This is a genomic window from Microbacterium sp. NPDC088619 (assembly GCF_044752825.1).
GTDB lineage: Bacteria > Actinomycetota > Actinomycetes > Actinomycetales > Microbacteriaceae > Microbacterium.
Window position 1 is genome coordinate 802210 of sequence record NZ_JBIVLZ010000001.1, and the last position, 20355, is coordinate 822564.

Consider the following 20355-nt stretch of genomic DNA (forward strand, 5'->3'; position numbering starts at 1 on the left):
GAGGAGCGAGGAGAGTAATGCGACGCAACACTCGACCGTCCGCCTCACGACCGATTTACGCTCGATGCATGGCTGATCTCTCGCTCCCCATCCTCGACCTGTCCCAGCTCGATGCCGGCCCCGAGGCCGCAGCGCGATTCCGAGACGAACTACGCGCAGCGACGCATGATGTGGGCTTCTTCTACCTCACGGGCACGGGCGTCTCCCCCGAGCTCGAAGCTCGCCTGCACCGGGCCGCGCTCGACTTCTTCGCTCTTCCCGAAGAGGAGAAGCTCGCGATCGAGAACGTCAACAGCCCCCACTTCCGCGGATACACCCGCGTCGGGGGCGAACGGACGCAGGGCAAGGTGGACTGGCGTGAGCAGATCGACATCGGCCCCGAGCGCGAACCCATCGAGGGCGGACCCGCTTTCAACCGCCTCACCGGACCGAATCTCTGGCCGGCAGCCCAGCCCGAGCTCAAGGCGGTCGTCACCGAGTGGCACGACACGCTGACCGAGGTCGCACACAAGCTGCTGCGCGCATGGGCGGTCACCCTCGGGGCGGAGGAGTCGTACTTCGATGTGCCGTTCCGCGACCCGTCGACGCTCATCAAGATCGTCCGCTACCCGGGCACGCATGAGCCGGAGCCCCAGCAGGGCGTCGGCGCGCACAAGGATTCCGGTGTGCTCACCCTGCTCTGGGTCGAGCCCGGCAAGGGTGGGCTGCAGGTGGAGCGGAACGGCGAGTGGGTGTCGGCTCCGCCCGTGCCCGGCGCGTTCGTCGTCAACATCGGGGAGCTGCTCGAGTATGCGACCGGGGGCTACCTGAAGGCCACCAATCACCGGGTGATCTCCCCCAAGGCACCGGAGGAGCGCATCTCCATCCCCTTCTTCTTCAACCCCGCGCTCGACCAGCAGCTGCCGCTCCTGTCTCTCCCGGCCGACCTGGCCGCGGAGGCGACCGGCATCACCGAGGATCCGAGCAACCCCATCCACGCCACCTACGGCGAGAACGCCATGAAGTCACGTCTGCGCGCGCATCCTGATGTCGCAGCGATCCATCACCCCGACCTGGTCGGCGCGAAGGTCTGACACCGGTCACAGCGCGGGACCGCCTCCGAGCGCGACGATCTCGCGCAGCGCCTGGAGGTGGCCGGCGAAGGCCGCGCGGCCTGCGGCGGTCGAGTAGACCCAGGTGCGAGGACGGCTGCCGAGGCTCCCTTTTCGCGCGATGACGTACCCCGCCGCCTGCAGGTGCGTGATGGCCTTGCTCAGCGGCGAGTCACCGCACTGGAGGATCTCGCGGAGCGTCGCGAAATCCAGTTCGATGCCATCCCCGAGCGACGCCATCAGCGAGAAGCGGATCGGCGACGCGAAGTTGTCGTCGAGCCGGGTGCGGGGGTGGGGCGCCGCGGGCCCGTCAGTCACGCAGATCACGCCCGGGTATGAAGGAGACGGCGACGAACAGGATGATCACGGAGGCCCCCGCCAGCGCTCCCCCATCGAAGGGAATGGGGAGCAGGACGACCGCGGAGAGCGCCGAGACCGAGATAGCGAAAACGGTCAGGTGCGGCCATCGCCAGGATGCACCGATCGCAGGCAGCCCGAGATCGCTGCTGAACGCGAACATCCAGACGAACAGCATCAGCAGGACGAGCATGACCAGAACGCTCGCGAGCACTCCGTTCGGCGCCGACGCGAGCGTGATCAGCACCCCGAGCGCGACGCCGACGAGGATCGTCCCCCATCGAATGACGCGCGAAAGAGGCTGTGGGCGCGAGCGCGGCGGGCGGACGTCGCCGGACGCACGGGCGAGCTGTGCCGCTCCGTAGCCGCCCAAGCCGAACAGGACGAGTGCGGGCGGGATCAGCACTCCGATCGCCGGAAAGCCCGGCGCCCAGACAGCGAAGCCGAAAGCGACCAGCGCCACGGTGACGAGGAGCCCGCCTGCGACCAGCATCGGCCAGTTCGACCACGAGGGGCGACGCTGCATGCCGCTGCGCTGCGCCATTCCGCTCGCGAGCTGAACCCACACGAGGAAGCTGAAGACGATGGTCTGCGAGGCGAGGACACTGTCAGCCCGGAGGGCGAACGCCAAAACCGCCAGATACGCCGCCGTGGCCACGGCATTGACGATCTGCAGCCATGCCAGCGCTCGACGATCCACCGTGAGCTCACGGCGCGTGGCGACCGCTTCAGCCTCGTCGAGATACCTCTTGGCGATGTCCGCGCTGGGAGGTGCGAGCACCTCGTAGCCGTCGACAGGCTTCTGCTCCATGATGCCCCCCTCTTACTTTCCAGATGGAAAGCTCCCTACTTTCCTACGGGAAAGCTGGTGCGAGGTCAACCCCTGGAACATGACGAAGGCCGCCCCACACCTGGGGCGGCCTTCTCAAGAATGTTCTGCGCGATTGTACGCTGGAGCGCTCTGCGTTATCGGCGGAGACCCAGGCGTGCGATCAGCGAGCGGTAACGCTCGATGTCGACGCTCTGGAGGTAGCCGAGCAGACGACGGCGCTGACCCACGAGCAGGAACAGGCCACGACGCGAGTGGTGGTCGTGCTTGTGCTCCTTCAGGTGCTCGGTGAGGTCCTTGATGCGCTGCGTCAGCATCGCGGCCTGCACCTCGGGGGATCCGGTGTCACCGGGGTGCGTCGCGTACTCTTCGATGATCGCCTTCTTGACGTCTGCTTCCAGTGCCATAGATTCGATCCCCTCTCTGCTTGTTGCGCGGTGCCCGACGCCTGATGCGTGAGCTCTCTTTATCCGCGGCCGATCAAACGGCAACCTGAAGAGTCTACCAGGACTCGATGCCGCTGGAAGACCGCGACTGCGCGCGCCCGATGGCGCCTCGGATAACCTCGAACCATGCATGACGGACACTCGGCGTGAGCGCCGCGCGCAGCCACCTGATCGACCTCAGCCCCCTCAAGGCCAGCCCGGCGTTCGCGCGGATGTGGATCGGCTCGGTCCTCGCGGGGATCGGCGGCCAACTGACGATCGTCACGGTGATGCTGCACGTGTTCGCACTCACCGGGAGCACCTTCGCGGTCTCGATGATCGCCGTGGCCGGACTCGTGCCGATGATCCTCGCGGGGCTGTACGGCGGGATGCTCGCCGACGCATTCGACCGTCGCAGGGTGGCACTGATCGCCGCCACGGTGACCTTCGCCTCGACCGCGCTGCTCGCTGCGCTCACCTGGACGGGCACGGAGACCATCTGGTGGCTGTATGTGCTGAGCATCGTAAACTCCGCGGCGAACTCGGTCGGCATGGCCACCCGTACGGCGATCGTGCCGCGGCTCATCCCCCGCGACAAGCTCGCCGCCGCGTCCGCCCTCAACGGGGTGGCATTCGGACTCACGGTGATGGCCGGACCCGCCATCGCGGGAATCCTCGTCGCACTCACCGGGTACGGATGGACCTACACCCTCGATGTGATCCTGATGCTGTCGATGTTCCTCGGGCTGTGGAGCCTGCCTCCGCTTCGCCCCGAGGGCGAGATCGTGAGGCCGGGTTTCGCGTCGCTCGTGGACGGATGGAGATTCCTGCGCCGAGCGAGCAACATCCGGATGCAATACGTGGTCGACATCATCGCCATGACTTTCGGACAGCCGCTCGTGCTGTTCCCCGCTCTCGGGACAGTCCTCCTCGGCGGAGGAGCGGTGACGACCGGCATCCTCACCGCGGCCGTCGCTGCCGGCACCTTCGCTTCGAGCCTCTTCTCCGGACGGGTCGTGCAGTACCGCTGGCACGGACGCGGCATCGAGCGTGCGGTCGAGGCATACGGCGCCTCCATCCTGCTGTTCGGCGCGGTCCTGGTGGCCGGGGCCCTCTCCGCCGGAGCGACCGAACAGGTTCCGAATGTCGGGCTGATCATTGCGGCGTGCGTCGCACTCGCCCTCTCGGGCGCATCCGACAATGTGAGCTCGATCTATCGCAACACGATGATGCAGGCGGCGGTGCCAGACAGCATGCGCGGCCGTCTGCAGGGCGTCTTCATCATCGTCGTCGCCGGTGGCCCTCGCATCGGCGCGCTCTATGCCGGCACGCTCGCGACCCTCACGACACTGTGGGTCCCCCCGCTGATCGGCGGCCTGCTCGTGATCGCCCTGGTCGCTCTGCTCGCGCGCCGCAGCCCTGGCTTCCGTGCGTACGACGCAGAGAACCCCGAGCCCTGAGGGGCCCGGGGTTCTCGAGATCAGCTGATCAGTCCTGCTGCAGAGCACCCTGCAGGTCGAGGCTGATCGTGACGTCCTTGCCGACCAGCACTCCGCCGGTCTCGAGGGCTGCGTTCCAGGTCAGGCCGAAGTCCTCGCGGTTGATGACCGTCTTGGCCGACGCGCCCGCCTTGTAGTTGCCCCACGGGTCGGAACCGAAGCCACCGAAGTCGAGCTCGAAGCTCACGGGCTTTGTGATGCCGCGGATCGTCAGGTCGCCGTCGACGAAGAGCTCGCCGCCCTCGGTGCGCGCACCGGTCGAGACGAACTCCATGGTCGGGAAGTTCTCGGTGTCGAAGAAGTCGCCGGAGCGGAGGTGCGTGTCGCGCCCCTCGTCCTTGGTGTCGATCGACGTGACGTCGACGCTGGCCTCGACGCGGGCGTCGAGGGGGTTCTCGGGGGCGATCAGGGTCGCGCTCTTGACGCCGAAGGTGCCACGGACCTTCGAGATCATCATGTGGCGCACGCTGAAGGTGACCTCGCTGTGCGACGGGTCGAGCACCCAGGTGCCGGGACGGTAACCGGGAATGTCGATGCTGGTCATGGTTTCTCCTCGGGAGACATCAGCCGCATTGCGCGGCAACGGATGAGGGGCCGCGTTCACGGCGTCACGCGTTACAACTTACATGCACATGCATGTATTCCCGGAATGTGCGGAATCCCCTCCGCGCACGCAAGAAGGCGCCGCACCCCGATGGGGCACGGCGCCTTCCGGCGGTGATCCGGTCAGCCGACGGCGACGAGGTCGATGATGAAGATGAGGGTCTTGCCCGAGAGGAAGTGTCCTCCGCCGACAGGGCCGTAGGCGAGGTGCGGCGGGATGACGAGCTCGCGGCGCCCGCCTTCCTTCATTCCGGGGATGCCGTCCTGCCAGCCCTGGATCAGGCCGCGGAGCGGGAACTGGATGGTCTCGCCGCGTCCCCACGAGGAGTCGAACTCCTCGCCGGACTCGAACTCGACACCGGCGTAGTGCACGGTCACGGTGTCACCGGGCTTCGCCTCGGCACCGTCTCCCTCGATGATGTCGCGGATCACGAGCTCCGCGGGGGCGGGGCCGGTGGGGGCGTCGAACTCAGGCTTTGTGCGATCAGTCATGCTCTCCATCCAACCCGAGCCGTGGGCCGTCGGTCAACGGGATCGCTCCGCTGAGGGCGAAACCGCGATGCGCTCAGTGTCGCTCTCCCTTTCCAAGCCCTTGACACTCGTGCGCACCGGGTGCACCCTGTTTACAGACCAACTCAGCGCCCGGTAGACATGCAGGCATCGCCGCAGCACCGGGCGCTGAGTCTTGCGACGGGGAGCTCTTCGCAAATCCTCAGCCACGCACCTCGGCCGAATACTCGACGAGCATCGACGCGAGCTCTTCCGGGCGACTGAGCGCGACGCAGTGACCGGCCCGGATCTCGTCTGCGGCGACGCCGAGTCGCTCGCGCGCGAGTTCTCGGAGGAACGCAGGTGGAAAGAACCTGTCCTCGGTGCAGACGACGAACCTCGTCGGCACGCTCGGCCAGTCGGCGAGAGGCCAGGGAGCAGCCATCGCGGCTCCGGAAGGATGCGCTCTCTCGCGATCCATCGCCTCTTCCGCCGTCGCTCGAGGTACATCGTGATAGAAGCCGACGAACGGATCATCGTTCCCCGTGAGACCGCCGTCGCGAGCAGCCTGCGCCTCCACCGCCGCACTGAAGCCGGTGTTCGACCACCAGTCATCCGGAGACTCCCCCGGCATCGGAATCATCGCAGCGAGCAACACGAGAGAGTCCGCCGCCAGCCTCTCGGCGACGATCGGCGCGGTGAACCCGCCGAACGAGTGACCGACGACGATTCCCCCTCGTCGTCCGCCGACAGCATCCACGACGGCATCCGCATAGTCGACGAGCGTGAGGGACTCGTCGTCGCCCGGCAGATCCGGCGCGATCACCTCGTGTCCGCGCTCCCGCAGGGCGGCAGCGAGCCGATACCATGACCACCCTGTGTCACCCGCTCCGTGGACGAGGATGAAGCGGGTCATGACGGGGCTGCCTCAGTACGCCAGCAGGGCGGCCCGGGCGGCGCGCGTGCGAGCGAGCAGGGCCTGCTCGTCTGCAGGAGCCATCGGGTCGCGGCCCGTGATCGCCCGCTGACGGACGGATGCCAACGTCGTGGCGTCCTTGATGAACTCGCGCATCAGCGGACGTCGATCACCGCGCAACTGGGACGCCCAGGCGAGACCGGTCTTGCGCCCCGCAGGGGTGGCCAGCATCGTGACCTCCTCGGGGGTGAACCATCCGGCAGCCGCGTAGTCGCCCAGACGCGCCTTCGTCAGACGCGACTCCTCTCTCCGCAAGGCGATGATGCCGAGGATGAATCCGACGAACAGCGGCACCTGGAGGACGAAGTAGAGGAGGAAGAAGTTCGCGAAGGACGATCCGTTCCACAGCCCGTGCAGCACCATCGCCCCCAGCATCCCGAGGAGACCGAAACCGAGCGCAGCACCCGTCGAGGCGTGGCGTCGAGCGGCCAGACCGATCGCGAGGCCGGTGAGCGAGGTGAACATGGCGTGAGCGAACGGCGACATGATCGCGCGCAGGATGAACGTCACCGTCAGCTGCTCTCCCCCGCCCTCGATGAGACTGATGGCGAAGTACTGGATGTTCTCGGTGAACGCGAATCCGGCGCCGACCAGGGCTCCGTACACGACCCCATCGACCGGTCCGTCGAACGATCGACGCGCGATGACGAAGATCAGGAAGACTCCGAAGCCCTTCCAGAACTCCTCGACGATGGGCGCCTGGATCACGGCGCCTGCGACCTCCCCCCTGAGCCCCAGCACGGCGGTCAGGCCCAGGTCGACGAGAAGCGTGAGTCCCACGGCGGCGATGGCGCCCCAGGCGATCGCGAAGAACACGAGCGACTTGGGCTCGGGCTCCCATCGGTCGATCATGCGCACGACGAAGAAGACGATCGCAAGCGGCACGAGCGCGAGAACGAGACCGATGATCGACGCCAGCGGCCCGAGGAACAACCCGAAGTAGGCGATCAGCCCGAGCATCAGCAGCCCGAGGAACCCGAACAGCGAGAACAGGGCGGCCCGGCCACCTCGGCGCGCTGCGGGCAGCGCAGGCAGACCCGGGGCAGGTGATGGGGCGGCCGGGGCCGGCGGGGAGTAGGGAGTCGGCTGGGCGAGGACCGACGCATACCCCGGGTGCTGGGTGAACTGGGCCGGCGCGTAGTTCGACTGCGCATACTGCTGAGCGGAGTACTGCTGCGGCTGCTGCGGATACGTCGGCTGCTGCGAGTGCGGCTGCTGCGCGGGCGGCGGCGTGTACGGCGATGGCTGGGACGGTCCTCCGGAATTCATAGCCAAAGCATATGGCGAACAACCAACTTCCCTCGGGTCTGGTGACTTCCTCCATCCAATCGACCCGAGCAGCGGATAGCGTAGGAACATGCGGTTCGCTCATCTGCGTCGTGCCGACTCCCCTGCTGCGCATCTCGCAGTCGTGGAGGGTGCCGATGCCATCCTCGTCTCCGACCTCCTTCCCGACCCCCCTGCGACGCTTCAGCAGCTGATCGAAGGAGGAGAGCAGACGCTCGCCGCGCTTCGTTCCGCTGTCGAGAGCGGCACCGCCACCCGGCATCCGCTCGAAGACTGGACGTTCTCGTCAGCAGTCATCGCCCCGCCCGCGGTTCTCGCAGTCGGCCTGAACTACGCCGCCCACTCGAGCGAGCTCGGCCTGAAGACCGACGCGGCTCCGACCGTCTTCACGCTGTGGCCCAACTCGCTGACGGGCCATGAGCAGACGACGTCGTGGCCGCGAGCGCTGAGCGAGGCCGTGGACTACGAGGCAGAGCTCGGCGTGCTGATCGGCACGCCTGCGAAGGACGTGGCCGAGGCCGACGCCCTCTCGCATGTCTGGGGTTACACCGTCGTCAACGACATCACCGCCAGGAACGTGCAGTTCTCGGAAGCTCAGTGGTCACGGTGCAAGTCCTTCGACGGGTTCACCCCGACCGGTCCGTTCGCGGTCACGGCCGACGAGGTCGCCGACCCGCAGGACCTCCACATCTGGGCGGTCGTAGACGGCCAGACCGTGCAGGACGCGAGCACCGACCAGATGGTCCGATCGGTCGCGAAGCTCATCGCGCACCTCTCGCAGTCGCTGACTCTGCTGCCCGGCACGCTGATCTCCACGGGCAGCCCCGGAGGAGCCGGCTACTCTCGCGACCCGCAGATCTTCCTCCGTGATCGTTCGACCGTGACGGTCGGCATCGACGGGATCGGCGAGCTCACCACCCACTGTCGAGTGCTGGACTGACGCCTCGTACGTACACAGAGCGAAGGGGCCCCGGCGGATATCCGCCGGGGCCCCTTCTGCACGTCTCGTCAGATCTCGATGAGGTCCTCGGCTGAGATCACCGGGATCGCGGCCGTGATCGCTTCCAGACCGGACAGGCGCGCGGGCGACAGCTGCTTGACGACCTCTTCGCGCGACATCAGACCCGCCTCGACGACCAGATCGGCCACGTTGCGGTTGGTCAGCAGCGCGGTCTTCGCCAGAGCGGCCGCTGCCGCATATCCGATGAACGGCGTGAGGGCGGTGATGACGCCGACCGAGGCGCCGACCATCGCACCGAGGCGGTCGCGGTTCGCGGTGATGCCGTCGACGCAGTTCACCCGGAGCGTCCACATCGCCTGACGCATCCACGTGATCGACTGGAAGATCGAGTGGGCGATCACGGGCTCGAAGGCGTTGAGCTGCAGCTGACCCGCCTCGGCCGCCATCGTGACCGTCATGTCGGCACCGGCGACCGCGAACGCGACCTGATTGACGACCTCCGGGATCACCGGGTTGACCTTGCCGGGCATGATGCTGGAACCCGCCTGCATCGCGGGCAGGTTGATCTCGCCGAAACCGGCCTGCGGCCCCGACGACAGCAGCCGCAGATCGTTGCAGATCTTCGAGAGCTTCATCGCGTTGCGCTTCAGCGTCGACGAGAACGACATGAACGAGCCGGTGTCGCTGGTGGCTTCGACGAGGTCGGCGGAGGTGACGAGGTCGAGCGAGGTGATCTCGCGCAGATGCTTCAGCACGGCGGGCGCGTAGTCGACGTGGGTGGTGATGCCGGTGCCGATCGCCGTAGCACCCATGTTGATCTCGAACATGAGCGAGGCGTTCTCGGTGAGGCGGGTGTGATCGAAGCCGAGCGTCGACGCGAAGCCGTGGAACTCCTGGCCCAGAGTCATCGGCACGGCGTCCTGCAGCTGCGTGCGTCCGACCTTGAGCACGTCGTGGAACTCGTGCGACTTCTGCAGGAACGAGATGCGCAGCAGATCGAGCTCTTCGAGCAGAGACCGCAGCGTCAGCGACAGACCGATCTTGACGGCAGTCGGGTAGACGTCGTTGGTCGACTGGCTGCGGTTCGTGTGATCGATCGGTGACAGGAACGCGTAGTCGCCCTTCTGCCGTCCGGCCAGCTCGAGCGCGATGTTGGTGATGACCTCGTTCGCGTTCATGTTCGTCGAGGTGCCGGCCCCACCCTGGATCACACCGACGGTGAACTGGTCGTGGAACTCTCCGTCGATGACACGCTGAGCCGCTCGGTCGATCAGATCGGCGCGCTCGGGGTCGAGGACCCCGATCTCGCGATTGGCCCTGGCGCTGGCCTGCTTGACCATCGCGAGCGCGACGACGAGGTCGGGATAGACCGAGATCGGACGCTTGGTGATCGGGAAGTTCGCGTCGGCGCGGGCAGTGTGGATCCCCCAGTACGCGTCGGCGGGAATCTCCATGCTCCCGAGCGAATCGGTCTCGGTGCGGGTGGGGGCAGGCGCGGCAGAAGCCATGTCACATCCTTGTGGGTAGTGGCGAGTGTGTGGTGCGGGGGATGCATCCAGTCTACGCCTGCATGCATGCGCTGCCGGGGATACGACGGCGGGTCAGCGTTTGCGCGAGAAGGCCTCGAGGCGCTGGTCCGGGCTGAGGCGCGCCATCTTCTCCAGCCATGCCAGTGAGAAGTGATCACCGGTCGGTGCGTCCGTCACGGGCACCACTGTGTGCGTGATCGTCTCGGGACGCACATGCACGATCTGAAAAGCCTGTGCGGCATCCATGCCGTTCACGTCGGCGGCAGGGCGGGCGACGTTCATCGTGTAGCAGGTCGCCGAGGACACGCTCACCGGCACCCCCGCGAAGGTGCCGTGCGACGAGTAGTGCAGGTGTCCGGCGAGGATGCCGCGCACGTCGGTGTCGCGGATGACCGCTGCGAGTTCGTCCTGGTGCCGCAGTTCGAGGATGTCGAAGAGCGGAAGGTGGCTCGGCAGCGGCGGGTGATGCATCGCGAGCAGAGTGCCGTGCGGCGCCGGTTCGCGCAGAACCTCTGCCAACCACGAGAGCTGATCTGCGTCCAGGTCACCGTGATGCCAGCCCGGCACACTCGTGTCGAGCGCGATCAGCCGCAGTCCGTCGAGATCCCATACCCCCGTCACCGGCTCCTGGGTCGGGGGCAGGTCGAGCAGCCCCTCACGCAGCGCAGGGCGCTCGTCGTGGTTGCCGGCCACCCAGACGACGGTCGTTCCGAGCTCCCGGGCGACGGGCTCCACCGCGAGGCGGAGTCGCCGGTAGGCATCCGGCTCCCCCAGATCCGTCAGATCACCGGTGATGACGATGGCCGCCGGGTGCGGGTGCACGACCCTGATTGCCTCGAGAGTGCGGGCGAAATTCGATTCGACGTCGTAGCGTCCGCCGAGCCGCACTCCCCCCGCCAGGAAGTGCGGGTCGCTCACGTGGATCACGACATGACTTGCGGGCTCATGTCGACCGAAGACGAACTCGCTGTCGGAAGGCGCTGACATGCTCTCAGCCTAGGCCGCATGGCGACATCGGACCATGACGGCTCCACGTCAGCTGTAGTAGTCGCGATAGTGTGCTCGGATGGCGAAGAACGAGGCACGGCGAAGGATCATCGCGGATGCGGGCTTGACCGTCCTGGCGACGGACGGTTCTCGCGGGCTCACACATCGCGCCGTCGACACCGTGGCCGGTGTGCCGTCGGGGACCACGTCGAACTACTTCCGCAGCCGGGACGCACTCGTCGAAGGCCTCGTCGAGCGGATCGGCGAACGCCTCGCCCCGAGCGATGCCGACCTCGCCCGAAGGTCGACCGCGCAGCCCAGCAGGGAGCTCTTCGCCGACTACGTGAGAGATATCGTCAGGCGTCTGACCGACGACCGCGATGTCACGCTGGCGCTGTTCGAGCTGCGACTCGAGAGCAGCCGGCGCCCCGAAGTCGGCGCCCTCCTGGGTGCGTGGCAGAGAGCGGGGCTCGACGCCGACGTCGCATTCAACTCGGCAGCCGGTCTCCCGGGGGGTCGACGCGAGATCGCACTCTTCCACTACGCGATCGACGGGCTCCTGCTCGATCGGCTGACGACTCCGATCGATCCCGGAACGTCGACCGACGAGATCGTCGACGACCTGGTCGCCGGCCTCCTGCGCTGAATCCGGTCGATGCCGGACGTCGCGGTCAGTGCCCGACGACGATGATCAGGATGCCGGCCACCACAGCGACTGCGCAGAGCGCGAAGCACCCGTAAGCGCCGTATAGCGCGATGCGTCGCTGTCCCTCGGTGAGTGGACTCTTCCTCGCCGCCTTGGCCGCCTGCTTCGCCGCCCGCTTGAGTTCCTTCTCGGAGATCACGGTGATGGCGTCGGTGAACTCCGCCGGGCTCACGACCGGCGCATGGCCGCTGCGGACCAGCAGTCGAAGGCCGAACGCGTAGAACGTCACCACCGCGCAGGCTCCGATCAGAGCCGCGAGGAACACCTGGACGAATGCGCCCCAGTCGATGCCGACACTCACTTCGACTCCTCGCTGTCCGCCTTCTCAGGGCTGACGGTCTTCGTCACGGCGCCCGTCTTCGGCGCCTTCTTCGCGGCCTTCGCCTCCGCCTTCGCCTTCGCGTCGGCCCGGGCCGCGGCCTTGGCCGTCTCTCGGGCTTCAGCGCGGGCCTTCGCCTCGGCCTTCGCCTCGATGATCCGCTGCTGCCGGCGCGTGGGAGGAGGCGAGTCGGGGTGGTCGATCGCGAGACCCGATTCGGCGACGTCGCTCATCGCGTTCGCCGGGGTCACGGCGTCCTTGCGGGAGCGGAGGAACAGGCCGATGATCACGGCGAGAGCGAGGACCGTGTCGATCGCGATTCCCCAGAGCCCGAGCCACGTGATGAGCAGGGCTGCGAGAGCGCCGACGGCACCTGCCGCCGGAAGCGTGAGGAGCCACCCGATCGCGATCCGACCGGCGGTCCGCCAGCGAACCGTCGATCCACGGCGACCGAGTCCCGAGCCGATGACCGACCCCGATGCCACCTGGGTGGTCGAGAGCGCGAAGCCGAAGGCGCTGGAGGCCAGGATGGTCGCGGCTGTCGAGCTCTCCGCAGAGAAGCCCTGCGCAGGCTTGACCTCGGTCAGGCCCTTGCCCAGCGTGCGGATGATCCGCCACCCGCCGAGGTACGTTCCGAGGGCGATCGTGACCGCACAGGCGATGATGACCCAGAGGTACGGATCCGCCTGCTCGCTGTTCTGCCAACCGACTGTGATGAGGGCGAGGGTGATCACGCCCATCGTCTTCTGGGCGTCGTTCGTGCCGTGCGCGAGTGCCACCAGCGATGAGGTGAAGATCTGGCCCCAGCGGAAGCCGTCCCGCCCATCGGGCTTGCCGTCGTAGCGCCGAGTGATCGAGTAGGCCAGCTTGGTCGCGGCGAACGCGATGACGCCTGCCGTCAGCGGGGCGATGAGCGCGGGGAGGATGATCTTCGACAGCACCATGCCGAAGTCGATGCCGCCGACCCCGACGCCGACCAGCGTGGCCCCGATGAGTCCGCCGAAGAGAGCGTGGGACGAACTCGAAGGCAGGCCCAGCAGCCAGGTCAGCATGTTCCAGGTGATCGCGCCGATCAGACCGGCGAAGATCATCGGGAGGAACACGTCGCCTTGGATGGTGTCCTCGCGGATGATCCCGTGCGACACGGTCTTGGAGACCTCCGTCGAGAGGAATGCGCCGACGAGGTTCAGCACTGCCGCGAGAAGGACAGCTGTCTTGGGCTTGAGCGCACCTGTCGCGATGGGCGTGGCCATCGCGTTGGCCGTGTCGTGAAACCCGTTGGTGAAGTCGAAGAAGAGTGCCAGCACGATAACCAGCACGACGATGAGGGCTGCGGTTTCCACCGTTCGCTTTCGGTCGTTGAGGAAGAAAGGAGAGGTGTCGACGGGATCGACGTGACGAACGAAGAGTTCACCGTGGGTTTTACTTCCGTTAACCGGCCCCGGTAGATCCTCCCACCCTCCCGGGTACCGGTCAACTCGACCTGGGCTAGCGTGGAACTCGTGACTGATGCCCCGATCGCAGACCGCCGCTCGACCCTCCGCACGCACCACGGCGATACATTCGATGATCCCTATGAATGGCTCCGCGAGAAGGACTCCGGCGAGGTGATCGCACACCTCGAAGCAGAGAACACCCACACCGAGGACGAACTCGCCCACCTGGCGGACCTGCGCGAGACGCTGTTCCAGGAGATCAAGGGCCGCGTGCAGGAGACCGACCTGTCCGTCCCCACGCGTCGCGGGAACTGGTGGTACTACAGCCGCACGGAGGAGGGCGCGCAGTACGGCATCCATTGCCGCACCGCCGCGGCCGAGGACGACTGGACTCCCCCGGTGCTGGAGCCTGGCGTGGCGGTGCCGGGCGAGGCCGTGGTGCTCGACGGCAACGCCGAGGCCGAAGGCCACGAGTTCTTCTCCCTCGGCGCGTTCGACACCTCGGACGACGCGACGAAGCTGCTCTGGGCGACCGACTTCGAGGGCGACGAGCTCTACACGGTGCACGTGCGCGACCTCGTCACCGGCGAGACCCTCGCCGATGAGATCCCCGACACGGGGGGCGCGTTCTTCACGCCCGACGGCACCGGCATCCTCTACACCACCCGTGATGACGCATGGCGCCCCGACACCCTCTGGCTGCATCGCCTCGGCACGCCGGTCTCGGATGACGTGAAGCTCTTCCATGAGCCAGATGAGAAGTACTGGCTCGGCGCCGGCATCACCCGCAGCCGCAAGTACCTCGTGATCGCTGTCGGATCGAGCATCACAAGCGAGGAGTACCTCGTCGATCTCTCGGGCGATCTGACCGCCGCACCTCAGGTCGTGTGGCCACGCCGAGAGGGCGTCGAGTACTCGCTCGAGCACGCGGTGGTCGACGGCGAGGACCGCCTGTTCATCCTGCACAACGACGAGGCCCTGGACTTCGAGCTCGTCTCGGTCTCAGCATCCGACCCTCAGGGAGACCGTCGCGTGGTCCTGGCGCATGAGCCCGGCCGCCGGCTGCTCGGGATGGACGCGTTCCGCGACTTCGCGACGGTGGAGTACCGCCGCGAGGGGCTCGAGCGTGTCGGGCTCCTCGACTACGCCACGGATGCGGTGGAGGACATCGTCTTCCAGGAGCCCCTGTACTCTGCGGGCGTCAGCGGCAATCCGGAGTGGCATTCGCCTTTCCTCCGACTCGGATACACGTCGTTCGTGACCCCGGGAACCGTCTACGAGCTGAACCTCGCCACCCGCGAGCTCCACCTGCGCAAGCAGGTCACCGTGCTCGGCGGGTACGACCCCCTCGACTACGGCCAGAAGCGCGACTGGGCCACGGCAGCGGACGGCACGCGCGTGCCGATCTCGCTCGTCTGGAAGCGCTCATTCGGCGAGCCGGGCTCCGAGGCGCGACCTGTGCACCTCTACGGCTACGGCTCCTACGAGCACTCGATCGATCCCGGATTCTCGGTCGCACGCCTTTCAGAACTCGATCGAGGGATCGTCTTCGCCGTCGCACACGTCCGCGGCGGCGGTGAGATGGGCCGGCAGTGGTACGAGGACGGGAAGCTGCTGAACAAGCGCAACACCTTCACCGACTTCGTCGCATGCGCCGAGCACCTCATCGAGCAGGGCGTCACGACTCCCGAGCGCCTGGTCGCCGAGGGGGGAAGCGCCGGCGGACTGCTCATGGGGGCGGTGACGAACCTCGCTCCCGAACTGTTCGCCGGTGTGCTGGCGGCTGTGCCGTTCGTCGATGCGCTCACGACGATCCTCGACCCCTCGCTCCCCCTGACCGTGATCGAGTGGGACGAATGGGGCGATCCGCTGCACGGCGCCGACGTCTACGAGTACATGAAGTCGTACTCGCCGTACGAGAACGTTCGCGACGGGGTGCGCTACCCGCGCATCCTCGCCGTGACCTCGCTCAACGACACCCGAGTCCTCTACGTCGAGCCCGCGAAGTGGATCGCAGCCCTGCGCGTCGCCGGCGCGACCGACGCGCTGCTCAAGTGCGAGATGGTGGCCGGACACGGCGGTGTCAGCGGTCGGTACAACTCGTGGAAGGAGCGCGCTTTCGAGCTCGCCTGGATCCTCGACACTGTCGGGCTCGCCTCGGACTGACGCTCCACACTCGGTGATCTGAGTTCAGGGCGACGTGCTGAGATCAGGACGCAACACACAGCATCAACCTGATCTGGCACCGTTGTCCTGCTTCCGACAGCTGCACTCGCTCCTGCACATTCGGCGATTGATCCGATTCGATACACATCAGAGCCGCCTGGCCCCATGAGAGGGCGTGCGGCTGCAGAGTGACTGGATGCAACTGGAGGACTGGCTTCGCGAGCGCGACGGCGCAGCACACACCACGGAGATCTACGCGGCCGGATTCAGCAGACACGCTGTCGCCTCGGCTGTCGACTCCGGGCGGATGCTGCGGCTCCGCCGCTCTTGGATCGCATCGAGGACATGCGATCCAGCGGTTCTCGCAGCCGTCGGCGTCAGCGGGCGTCTCACGTGCGTGACCGCCGCACGACGACTCGCGCTGTGGACGCCGGCTACCGCCGAGATCCACATCGCCGTCGCTCCGAATGCGGCGCGATTGGACTCAGCCGGCCTGCACGTGCACTGGTCATCTGGACCGGCACCGACCGGACCACACGCTGTCCTGGATCCGCTGATCAACGTGCTGCATCACGTCGCGCGATGCCAGGAGCCCGCCACGGCGCTCGCCGTCTGGGAGTCCGCACTCAACAGGCGCCTGATCGCCCCGGAAGTACTGAGCCGCATCGAATGGCGCAGCGCGCGAGCATCACGCATCGCTGCGGTCGCTGACGTCCTGTCCGATTCCGGGCTCGAGACCCACTTCGTCATACTGATGCGCTCGATCGGGGTGGTCGTCGTCCAGCAGGTATGGATCGACGGGCACCCGCCGGATGCCCTGATCGGTGATCGCCTCGCGGTCCAGTTGGACGGATTCGCCCACCACAGCAGTGCCCAGGATCGACGGCGCGATATCGAGGCAGACGCGCGATTGCGCGTGCGCGGCTACACCGTGCTCCGATTCGACTACCACCAGGTGCTGTTCCAACCACAACTGGTCCTGAACGTGATGCGTACGGCGATCGCCCAGCAGTTGCATCGGCGGGGATGAGTCGCGTCACCAACCGAGTTCAGGACAACCGCCTGAGATCAGGAGACTTCAATCGGAATCCTCCTGATTCACGTCGGTGGCCCTGGTCTCGCGTCGACGCCCGTGCGGACTGACGGGGAACTGCTCCGGCATCAGCCGAAGAGCGCTGCAGCCTCGTCGTAACGGCTGCGGGGAACCGTGTTCAGCTCGCCCAGTGCCTCTGCGAACGGGACGCGGACGATATCGGTGCCCTGCATCGCGACCATCTGGCCCCATGCCTTCTCGACGATCGCGTCTGCCGCGTGGAGTCCGAGGCGGGTGGCGAGCACACGGTCGAACGCTGACGGCGATCCGCCCCGCTGGATGTGCCCGAGGATCGTCGCGCGCGTCTCGATGCCCGTGATGCGCTCGATCGCAGGAGCGAGCTGGTCGCCGATGCCGCCCAGACGAGGGCGGTTGAACGCATCGAGGCCCTTGTCGCTGTAGGCCTCGTCCATTCCGAGCAGCTTGAACCCCTCGGAGACGACGACGAGCGGCGCACGCCCGCGGTCGTGCGCGCTCGAGACGAGTGCGGTGATGTCGTCGATGGACATCGGCACCTCGGGGATGCAGATCGCATGCGCGCCCGCTGCCATGCCCGCGTGCAGAGCGATCCAGCCGACGTGACGGCCCATGACCTCGGCCACCATACAGCGCTGGTGGGAGTCGCCGGTGGTGCGCAGGCGGTCCATCGCGTCCGTGGCGATGTTGACAGCCGTGTCGAATCCGAAGGAGTAGTCCGTGGCGCGAAGGTCGTTGTCGATCGTCTTCGGCACGCCGATGACGTTGATGCCATCCTTGGCGAGGCGGTCGGCCGCTGCGAGGGTGCCCTCGCCGCCGATCGCGATGATGCCGTCGATCTTGTGCCCGTAGAGCGTCTTGGCGATGTTCTCGGCGCCACCACGTTCCCCCTCGTAGGGGTTGGTACGGCTGGTGCCGAGGATCGTGCCGCCGACCTTCGACAGGCCCTTCACCTCATGCCGCGTGAGGGGGAAGAAGTCGCCGTCGACCACGCCTCGCCAGCCGTCGCGGATGCCGACGAACTCGAGGTCGTAGGTGGTGGTGCCCTTGAGCACGATGCCGCGGATGACCGCGTTGAGTCCGGGGCAGTCGCCGCCGCTCGTCAGAATGCCGATCTTCATGCTTGCCTCAGACGGTTCAGTGGAAGGGGGAACAGGCGACGGTGCCTGCGATCGACACTAGCGCTCCGAACCGACCGGGCGCCATTCGAGGCGATGAAAACCGGTGATCTTGCGGGTGATCCGAGACGATTCGTGACAAATGAGAAAGCAGGTCGCTCATCACGAGAAATCGGCGTCAAGAACCGAGGTTCTTAACGCCGATCTCCGTGGCATCACGCAGGGCTCAGACGGCTCCGAGAGCCTCTCGGAGCAGATGCATGAGAGCACCGAGCTGCACGGGCTCGGCAGCAGCCTCATCGAGAGCTTCGCCGTCGAGTGCACGCGCTGCGAGCCCCTGCTTCTGATCGATGAGCTCCGCGATCTTCGCGTCGATCGTGTGGGCCGCGATGATCCGCCAAGCGGTCACGGGCTCATCCTGTCCGATGCGGTGCACGCGATCGATCGCCTGCGTCTGCTCCGCCGCAGTCCACGACAGCTCGGCCAAGACGACGTTCGATGCCGCCTGCAGGTTCAGGCCGACGCCGGCAGCGGTCAACGAGCACACCGCGATGCCCACCGAAGGGTCGCTGTTGAAGTCGTCGATCGCCTGCTGGCGCGTGGTCGAGGTCTGGTCACCGCGGATGGAGACCGACCGGATGCCGGCGGAGGCGAAGTGCGCCTCTGCCTGGTCCATCACATCGATGTGCTTCGCGAAGAACACGACCTTGCCCACCGAACGCTGGAGCTGGGCCGCGTAATCGGCCGCGAGATGCGCCTTCGCCTGACCGATGCGGCGCACCATGGTGAAGACGTTGTCGCCGCCGGTGCCGGCGGCCTTCGACTCCTCGAGCTCGTTCTGAGCGACCAGACGCACGATGTCCTGGTCGATCTCGCCCGGTGCGAGTCCGCGGTCCCCTCGGGCCTCGATGATCCGCCGGTATCGAGCGGCGAGCCGCTCGCCCAGCTCGCGCTCGGCCTGACGGATGCCGCGCCCGAACTCATCGTCCAGCTGCACGGGCAGATCGGCGATGAGCTTGTCGGGCAGATCGGCTGCGACGTCCTTCTTCTTGCGCCGGACGATCCCCATCGAGATCACGGCTTCACGCGCTTCCGGGTAGAACGCCTTGTCGGCAGGCGTGAAGCCGGTCGCATCGAGCTTCTCCATCAGCTCCGGCCCCGGCTTCTCACCTGTGGTCCAGCCGAGGAAGCGCCAGATCGCATCGAAGTCCTCGACGTCGTTGATCAGCGGCGTGCCCGTGAGCGCGAGCATCAACGGGTTGCCGCCGGGTGTCCGCTCGCGCACACGGTTCGCGAGCGACAGCACGTTCTGCGAACGCTGAGAGCTGAGGTTCTTGATGAAGTGGGCCTCGTCGACGACCATGCCGCGAAGACCGATCGACGCGAGCCACGACATGTGACGGTCGAGGATCTCGTAGTTCACGATGAACACGTCGGCGAACGCGTCGATGTCGGTGCCATCACCCTGGATCACCGTCGCCCTGCGTTGCGGAGTCCACCGCTCGACCTCTCGCGCCCAGTTCATCTTGACGACGTTGGGAACGACGACGAGCAGCGGGTAGGCGCCGGCGACGGATGCGGCGAGAACCGACTGCGCGGTCTTGCCGAGGCCTGGTTCGTCGGCGAGCAGGAAGCTCCGGTGTCCTTCGCGCACCGCTTCGAGGAAGCGCGACTGGTGCACCATGACCTCGAGGCCCTTGGGCGAGAGGTGATCGTACTCGGGAGCCGGCGGCAGGTCCATGCTCGCGGCTCCTCCCCCGGCTCCGGTCTCGAATGCCTTGTACAGGGGCCCCATCAGCTCCCAGCCGTCCAGGCGTCGACGAGGGGTCGTGGTGGCACGCGGGGTGAGATCCGGGGCGAGGAACGGGTTCGCCAGCTGACGCGCCTCGACGGAGGGCGGCGTCACCTGGCGCTCCGCGATCCCGGCGGACACCATCGGCGTCTGCACGGGGGCGACGTCGGCGATGATGAGCTCTTCGGGGGCCAGTTCGGCACCGGACTCGAGCAGCCAGTCGCGTCGCATGCGCTTCGCAACGGGCGAGGTCGCCTGATCGGCTTCGAGGAGCTGGATCAGCGATGTGTCGCGTGCTGCCGTCTTCGCCAGGATCGTGGCCACGCCGTCGAGGCGCTTGAGCAGCTCGGCACGCGCGGCGTCGGCGATCTCGGGATCGGCCTTGACTCTCGCGCGCTCCTCGCGCACCAGGAACGCGATGACCTGGAACTTGACCCGGTTGGTGGGCCCGAGCTTTCCTCGCTGCGACTTCGCCTCGATCTCACGCACCTTGCGGGCGAGAATCGGGATGAGGGGTGCCTCATCATCGCGACGAGATGTCTTCTTGCGCCGTGTTGCGGCGGTTGCCGTGGTCGGCATGCTCCTCCTGAGCGTGAAGGCCGGAGCATCCATGGGATGAGTCGGCCGTTCTCGGTGTCCGCGTGTGGCGTGAGCCAGGACCGTACGAACAGTATTTCCGGTGATCGTCTACGAGCGAATGTCGCTCGAGGATCAAG

General features: G+C 66.9%; 19 protein-coding genes. 6 read left to right on the forward strand and 13 right to left on the reverse strand.

The features are described from left to right. Positions 1 to 68 precede the first annotated feature (68 nt). Positions 69 to 1073, forward strand: coding sequence for an isopenicillin N synthase family dioxygenase (locus ACIP5T_RS04245; RefSeq protein WP_400860825.1), 1005 nt, complete (start codon positions 69 to 71; stop codon positions 1071 to 1073). A gap of 6 nt (positions 1074 to 1079) precedes the next feature. Here ACIP5T_RS04245 and ACIP5T_RS04250 read toward each other — a convergent pair whose 3' ends face one another. The 3 genes from ACIP5T_RS04250 to rpsO form a co-directional block, all read right to left on the reverse strand. Then, the gene (locus ACIP5T_RS04250) at positions 1080 to 1409 is read right to left on the reverse strand and encodes a transcriptional regulator (protein WP_400860827.1); all 330 of its coding nucleotides are present in this window, start codon (positions 1407 to 1409) and stop codon (positions 1080 to 1082) included. After that, positions 1402 to 2259: a hypothetical protein gene (locus ACIP5T_RS04255; protein WP_400860829.1), complete on the reverse strand. Its 858-nt coding sequence runs from the start codon at positions 2257 to 2259 to the stop codon at positions 1402 to 1404. Before ACIP5T_RS04255 ends, ACIP5T_RS04250 begins: the two co-directional genes overlap by 8 nt. 155 nt (positions 2260 to 2414) lie before the next feature. Further along, on the reverse strand, positions 2415 to 2684 hold the full coding sequence (gene rpsO, locus ACIP5T_RS04260) for a 30S ribosomal protein S15 (protein ID WP_017203073.1): 270 nt from the start codon (positions 2682 to 2684) through the stop codon (positions 2415 to 2417). Between the two features lie 185 nt (positions 2685 to 2869). On the opposite strand from rpsO, the gene ACIP5T_RS04265 reads away from it, so the two are divergent. Then, positions 2870 to 4162 (forward strand): MFS transporter, encoded by a 1293-nt coding sequence (locus ACIP5T_RS04265; protein ID WP_400860831.1) that lies wholly within the window; start codon positions 2870 to 2872, stop codon positions 4160 to 4162. 28 nt (positions 4163 to 4190) lie between these two features. Here ACIP5T_RS04265 and ACIP5T_RS04270 read toward each other — a convergent pair whose 3' ends face one another. From ACIP5T_RS04270 to ACIP5T_RS04285, 4 genes are all read right to left on the reverse strand, one after another. Next, positions 4191 to 4745 carry a YceI family protein gene (locus ACIP5T_RS04270; RefSeq protein WP_400860833.1) on the reverse strand — a complete coding sequence of 185 codons (555 nt, stop codon included), beginning with the start codon at positions 4743 to 4745 and terminating at the stop codon, positions 4191 to 4193. A gap of 182 nt (positions 4746 to 4927) precedes the next feature. Beyond that, positions 4928 to 5296, reverse strand: coding sequence for an FKBP-type peptidyl-prolyl cis-trans isomerase (locus ACIP5T_RS04275; RefSeq protein WP_053095804.1), 369 nt, complete (start codon positions 5294 to 5296; stop codon positions 4928 to 4930). A 220-nt stretch (positions 5297 to 5516) separates the two neighbouring features. Beyond that, on the reverse strand, positions 5517 to 6209 hold the full coding sequence (locus ACIP5T_RS04280) for an alpha/beta fold hydrolase (protein WP_400860835.1): 693 nt from the start codon (positions 6207 to 6209) through the stop codon (positions 5517 to 5519). A gap of 12 nt (positions 6210 to 6221) precedes the next feature. Next, complete coding sequence (locus ACIP5T_RS04285) at positions 6222 to 7538, reverse strand: PrsW family intramembrane metalloprotease (protein WP_400860836.1); 1317 nt, start codon at positions 7536 to 7538, stop codon at positions 6222 to 6224. Between the two features lie 88 nt (positions 7539 to 7626). On the opposite strand from ACIP5T_RS04285, the gene ACIP5T_RS04290 reads away from it, so the two are divergent. Beyond that, on the forward strand, positions 7627 to 8496 hold the full coding sequence (locus ACIP5T_RS04290; protein WP_400860838.1) for a fumarylacetoacetate hydrolase family protein: 870 nt from the start codon (positions 7627 to 7629) through the stop codon (positions 8494 to 8496). A gap of 68 nt (positions 8497 to 8564) precedes the next feature. Here ACIP5T_RS04290 and ACIP5T_RS04295 read toward each other — a convergent pair whose 3' ends face one another. Together ACIP5T_RS04295 and ACIP5T_RS04300 are read right to left on the reverse strand one after the other, a co-directional pair. Next, positions 8565 to 10025 (reverse strand): aspartate ammonia-lyase, encoded by a 1461-nt coding sequence (locus ACIP5T_RS04295; RefSeq protein ID WP_400860840.1) that lies wholly within the window; start codon positions 10023 to 10025, stop codon positions 8565 to 8567. Between the two features lie 93 nt (positions 10026 to 10118). Then, entirely contained in the window at positions 10119 to 11033 is a 915-nt protein-coding gene (locus tag ACIP5T_RS04300) for a metallophosphoesterase (protein ID WP_400860841.1), read from the reverse strand. A 79-nt stretch (positions 11034 to 11112) separates the two neighbouring features. On the opposite strand from ACIP5T_RS04300, the gene ACIP5T_RS04305 reads away from it, so the two are divergent. Beyond that, positions 11113 to 11679 (forward strand): TetR/AcrR family transcriptional regulator, encoded by a 567-nt coding sequence (locus tag ACIP5T_RS04305; protein WP_400860842.1) that lies wholly within the window; start codon positions 11113 to 11115, stop codon positions 11677 to 11679. Between the two features lie 25 nt (positions 11680 to 11704). Here ACIP5T_RS04305 and ACIP5T_RS04310 read toward each other — a convergent pair whose 3' ends face one another. Then, positions 11705 to 12040, reverse strand: a complete 336-nt coding sequence (locus ACIP5T_RS04310; protein ID WP_400860843.1) for a peptidase — start codon at positions 12038 to 12040, stop codon at positions 11705 to 11707. After that, the gene (locus ACIP5T_RS04315) at positions 12037 to 13401 is read right to left on the reverse strand and encodes an anion permease (protein ID WP_400860844.1); all 1365 of its coding nucleotides are present in this window, start codon (positions 13399 to 13401) and stop codon (positions 12037 to 12039) included. The genes ACIP5T_RS04310 and ACIP5T_RS04315 overlap by 4 nt, the downstream gene beginning before the upstream one ends. A 159-nt stretch (positions 13402 to 13560) precedes the next feature. Between ACIP5T_RS04315 and ACIP5T_RS04320 the strand changes: the two genes are divergently transcribed. Both ACIP5T_RS04320 and ACIP5T_RS04325 read left to right on the forward strand, forming a co-directional pair. Next, positions 13561 to 15660 (forward strand): S9 family peptidase, encoded by a 2100-nt coding sequence (locus tag ACIP5T_RS04320; protein WP_400860846.1) that lies wholly within the window; start codon positions 13561 to 13563, stop codon positions 15658 to 15660. Positions 15661 to 15856: 196 nt separating this feature from the next. Continuing rightward, the gene (locus ACIP5T_RS04325) at positions 15857 to 16690 is read left to right on the forward strand and encodes a DUF559 domain-containing protein (protein WP_400860847.1); all 834 of its coding nucleotides are present in this window, start codon (positions 15857 to 15859) and stop codon (positions 16688 to 16690) included. A gap of 131 nt (positions 16691 to 16821) precedes the next feature. Here ACIP5T_RS04325 and ACIP5T_RS04330 read toward each other — a convergent pair whose 3' ends face one another. Then, on the reverse strand, positions 16822 to 17850 hold the full coding sequence (locus ACIP5T_RS04330; RefSeq protein ID WP_042541814.1) for an ATP-dependent 6-phosphofructokinase: 1029 nt from the start codon (positions 17848 to 17850) through the stop codon (positions 16822 to 16824). Between the two features lie 223 nt (positions 17851 to 18073). Next, entirely contained in the window at positions 18074 to 20218 is a 2145-nt protein-coding gene (locus ACIP5T_RS04335; RefSeq protein WP_400860850.1) for a DEAD/DEAH box helicase, read from the reverse strand. Positions 20219 to 20355 lie beyond the last annotated feature (137 nt).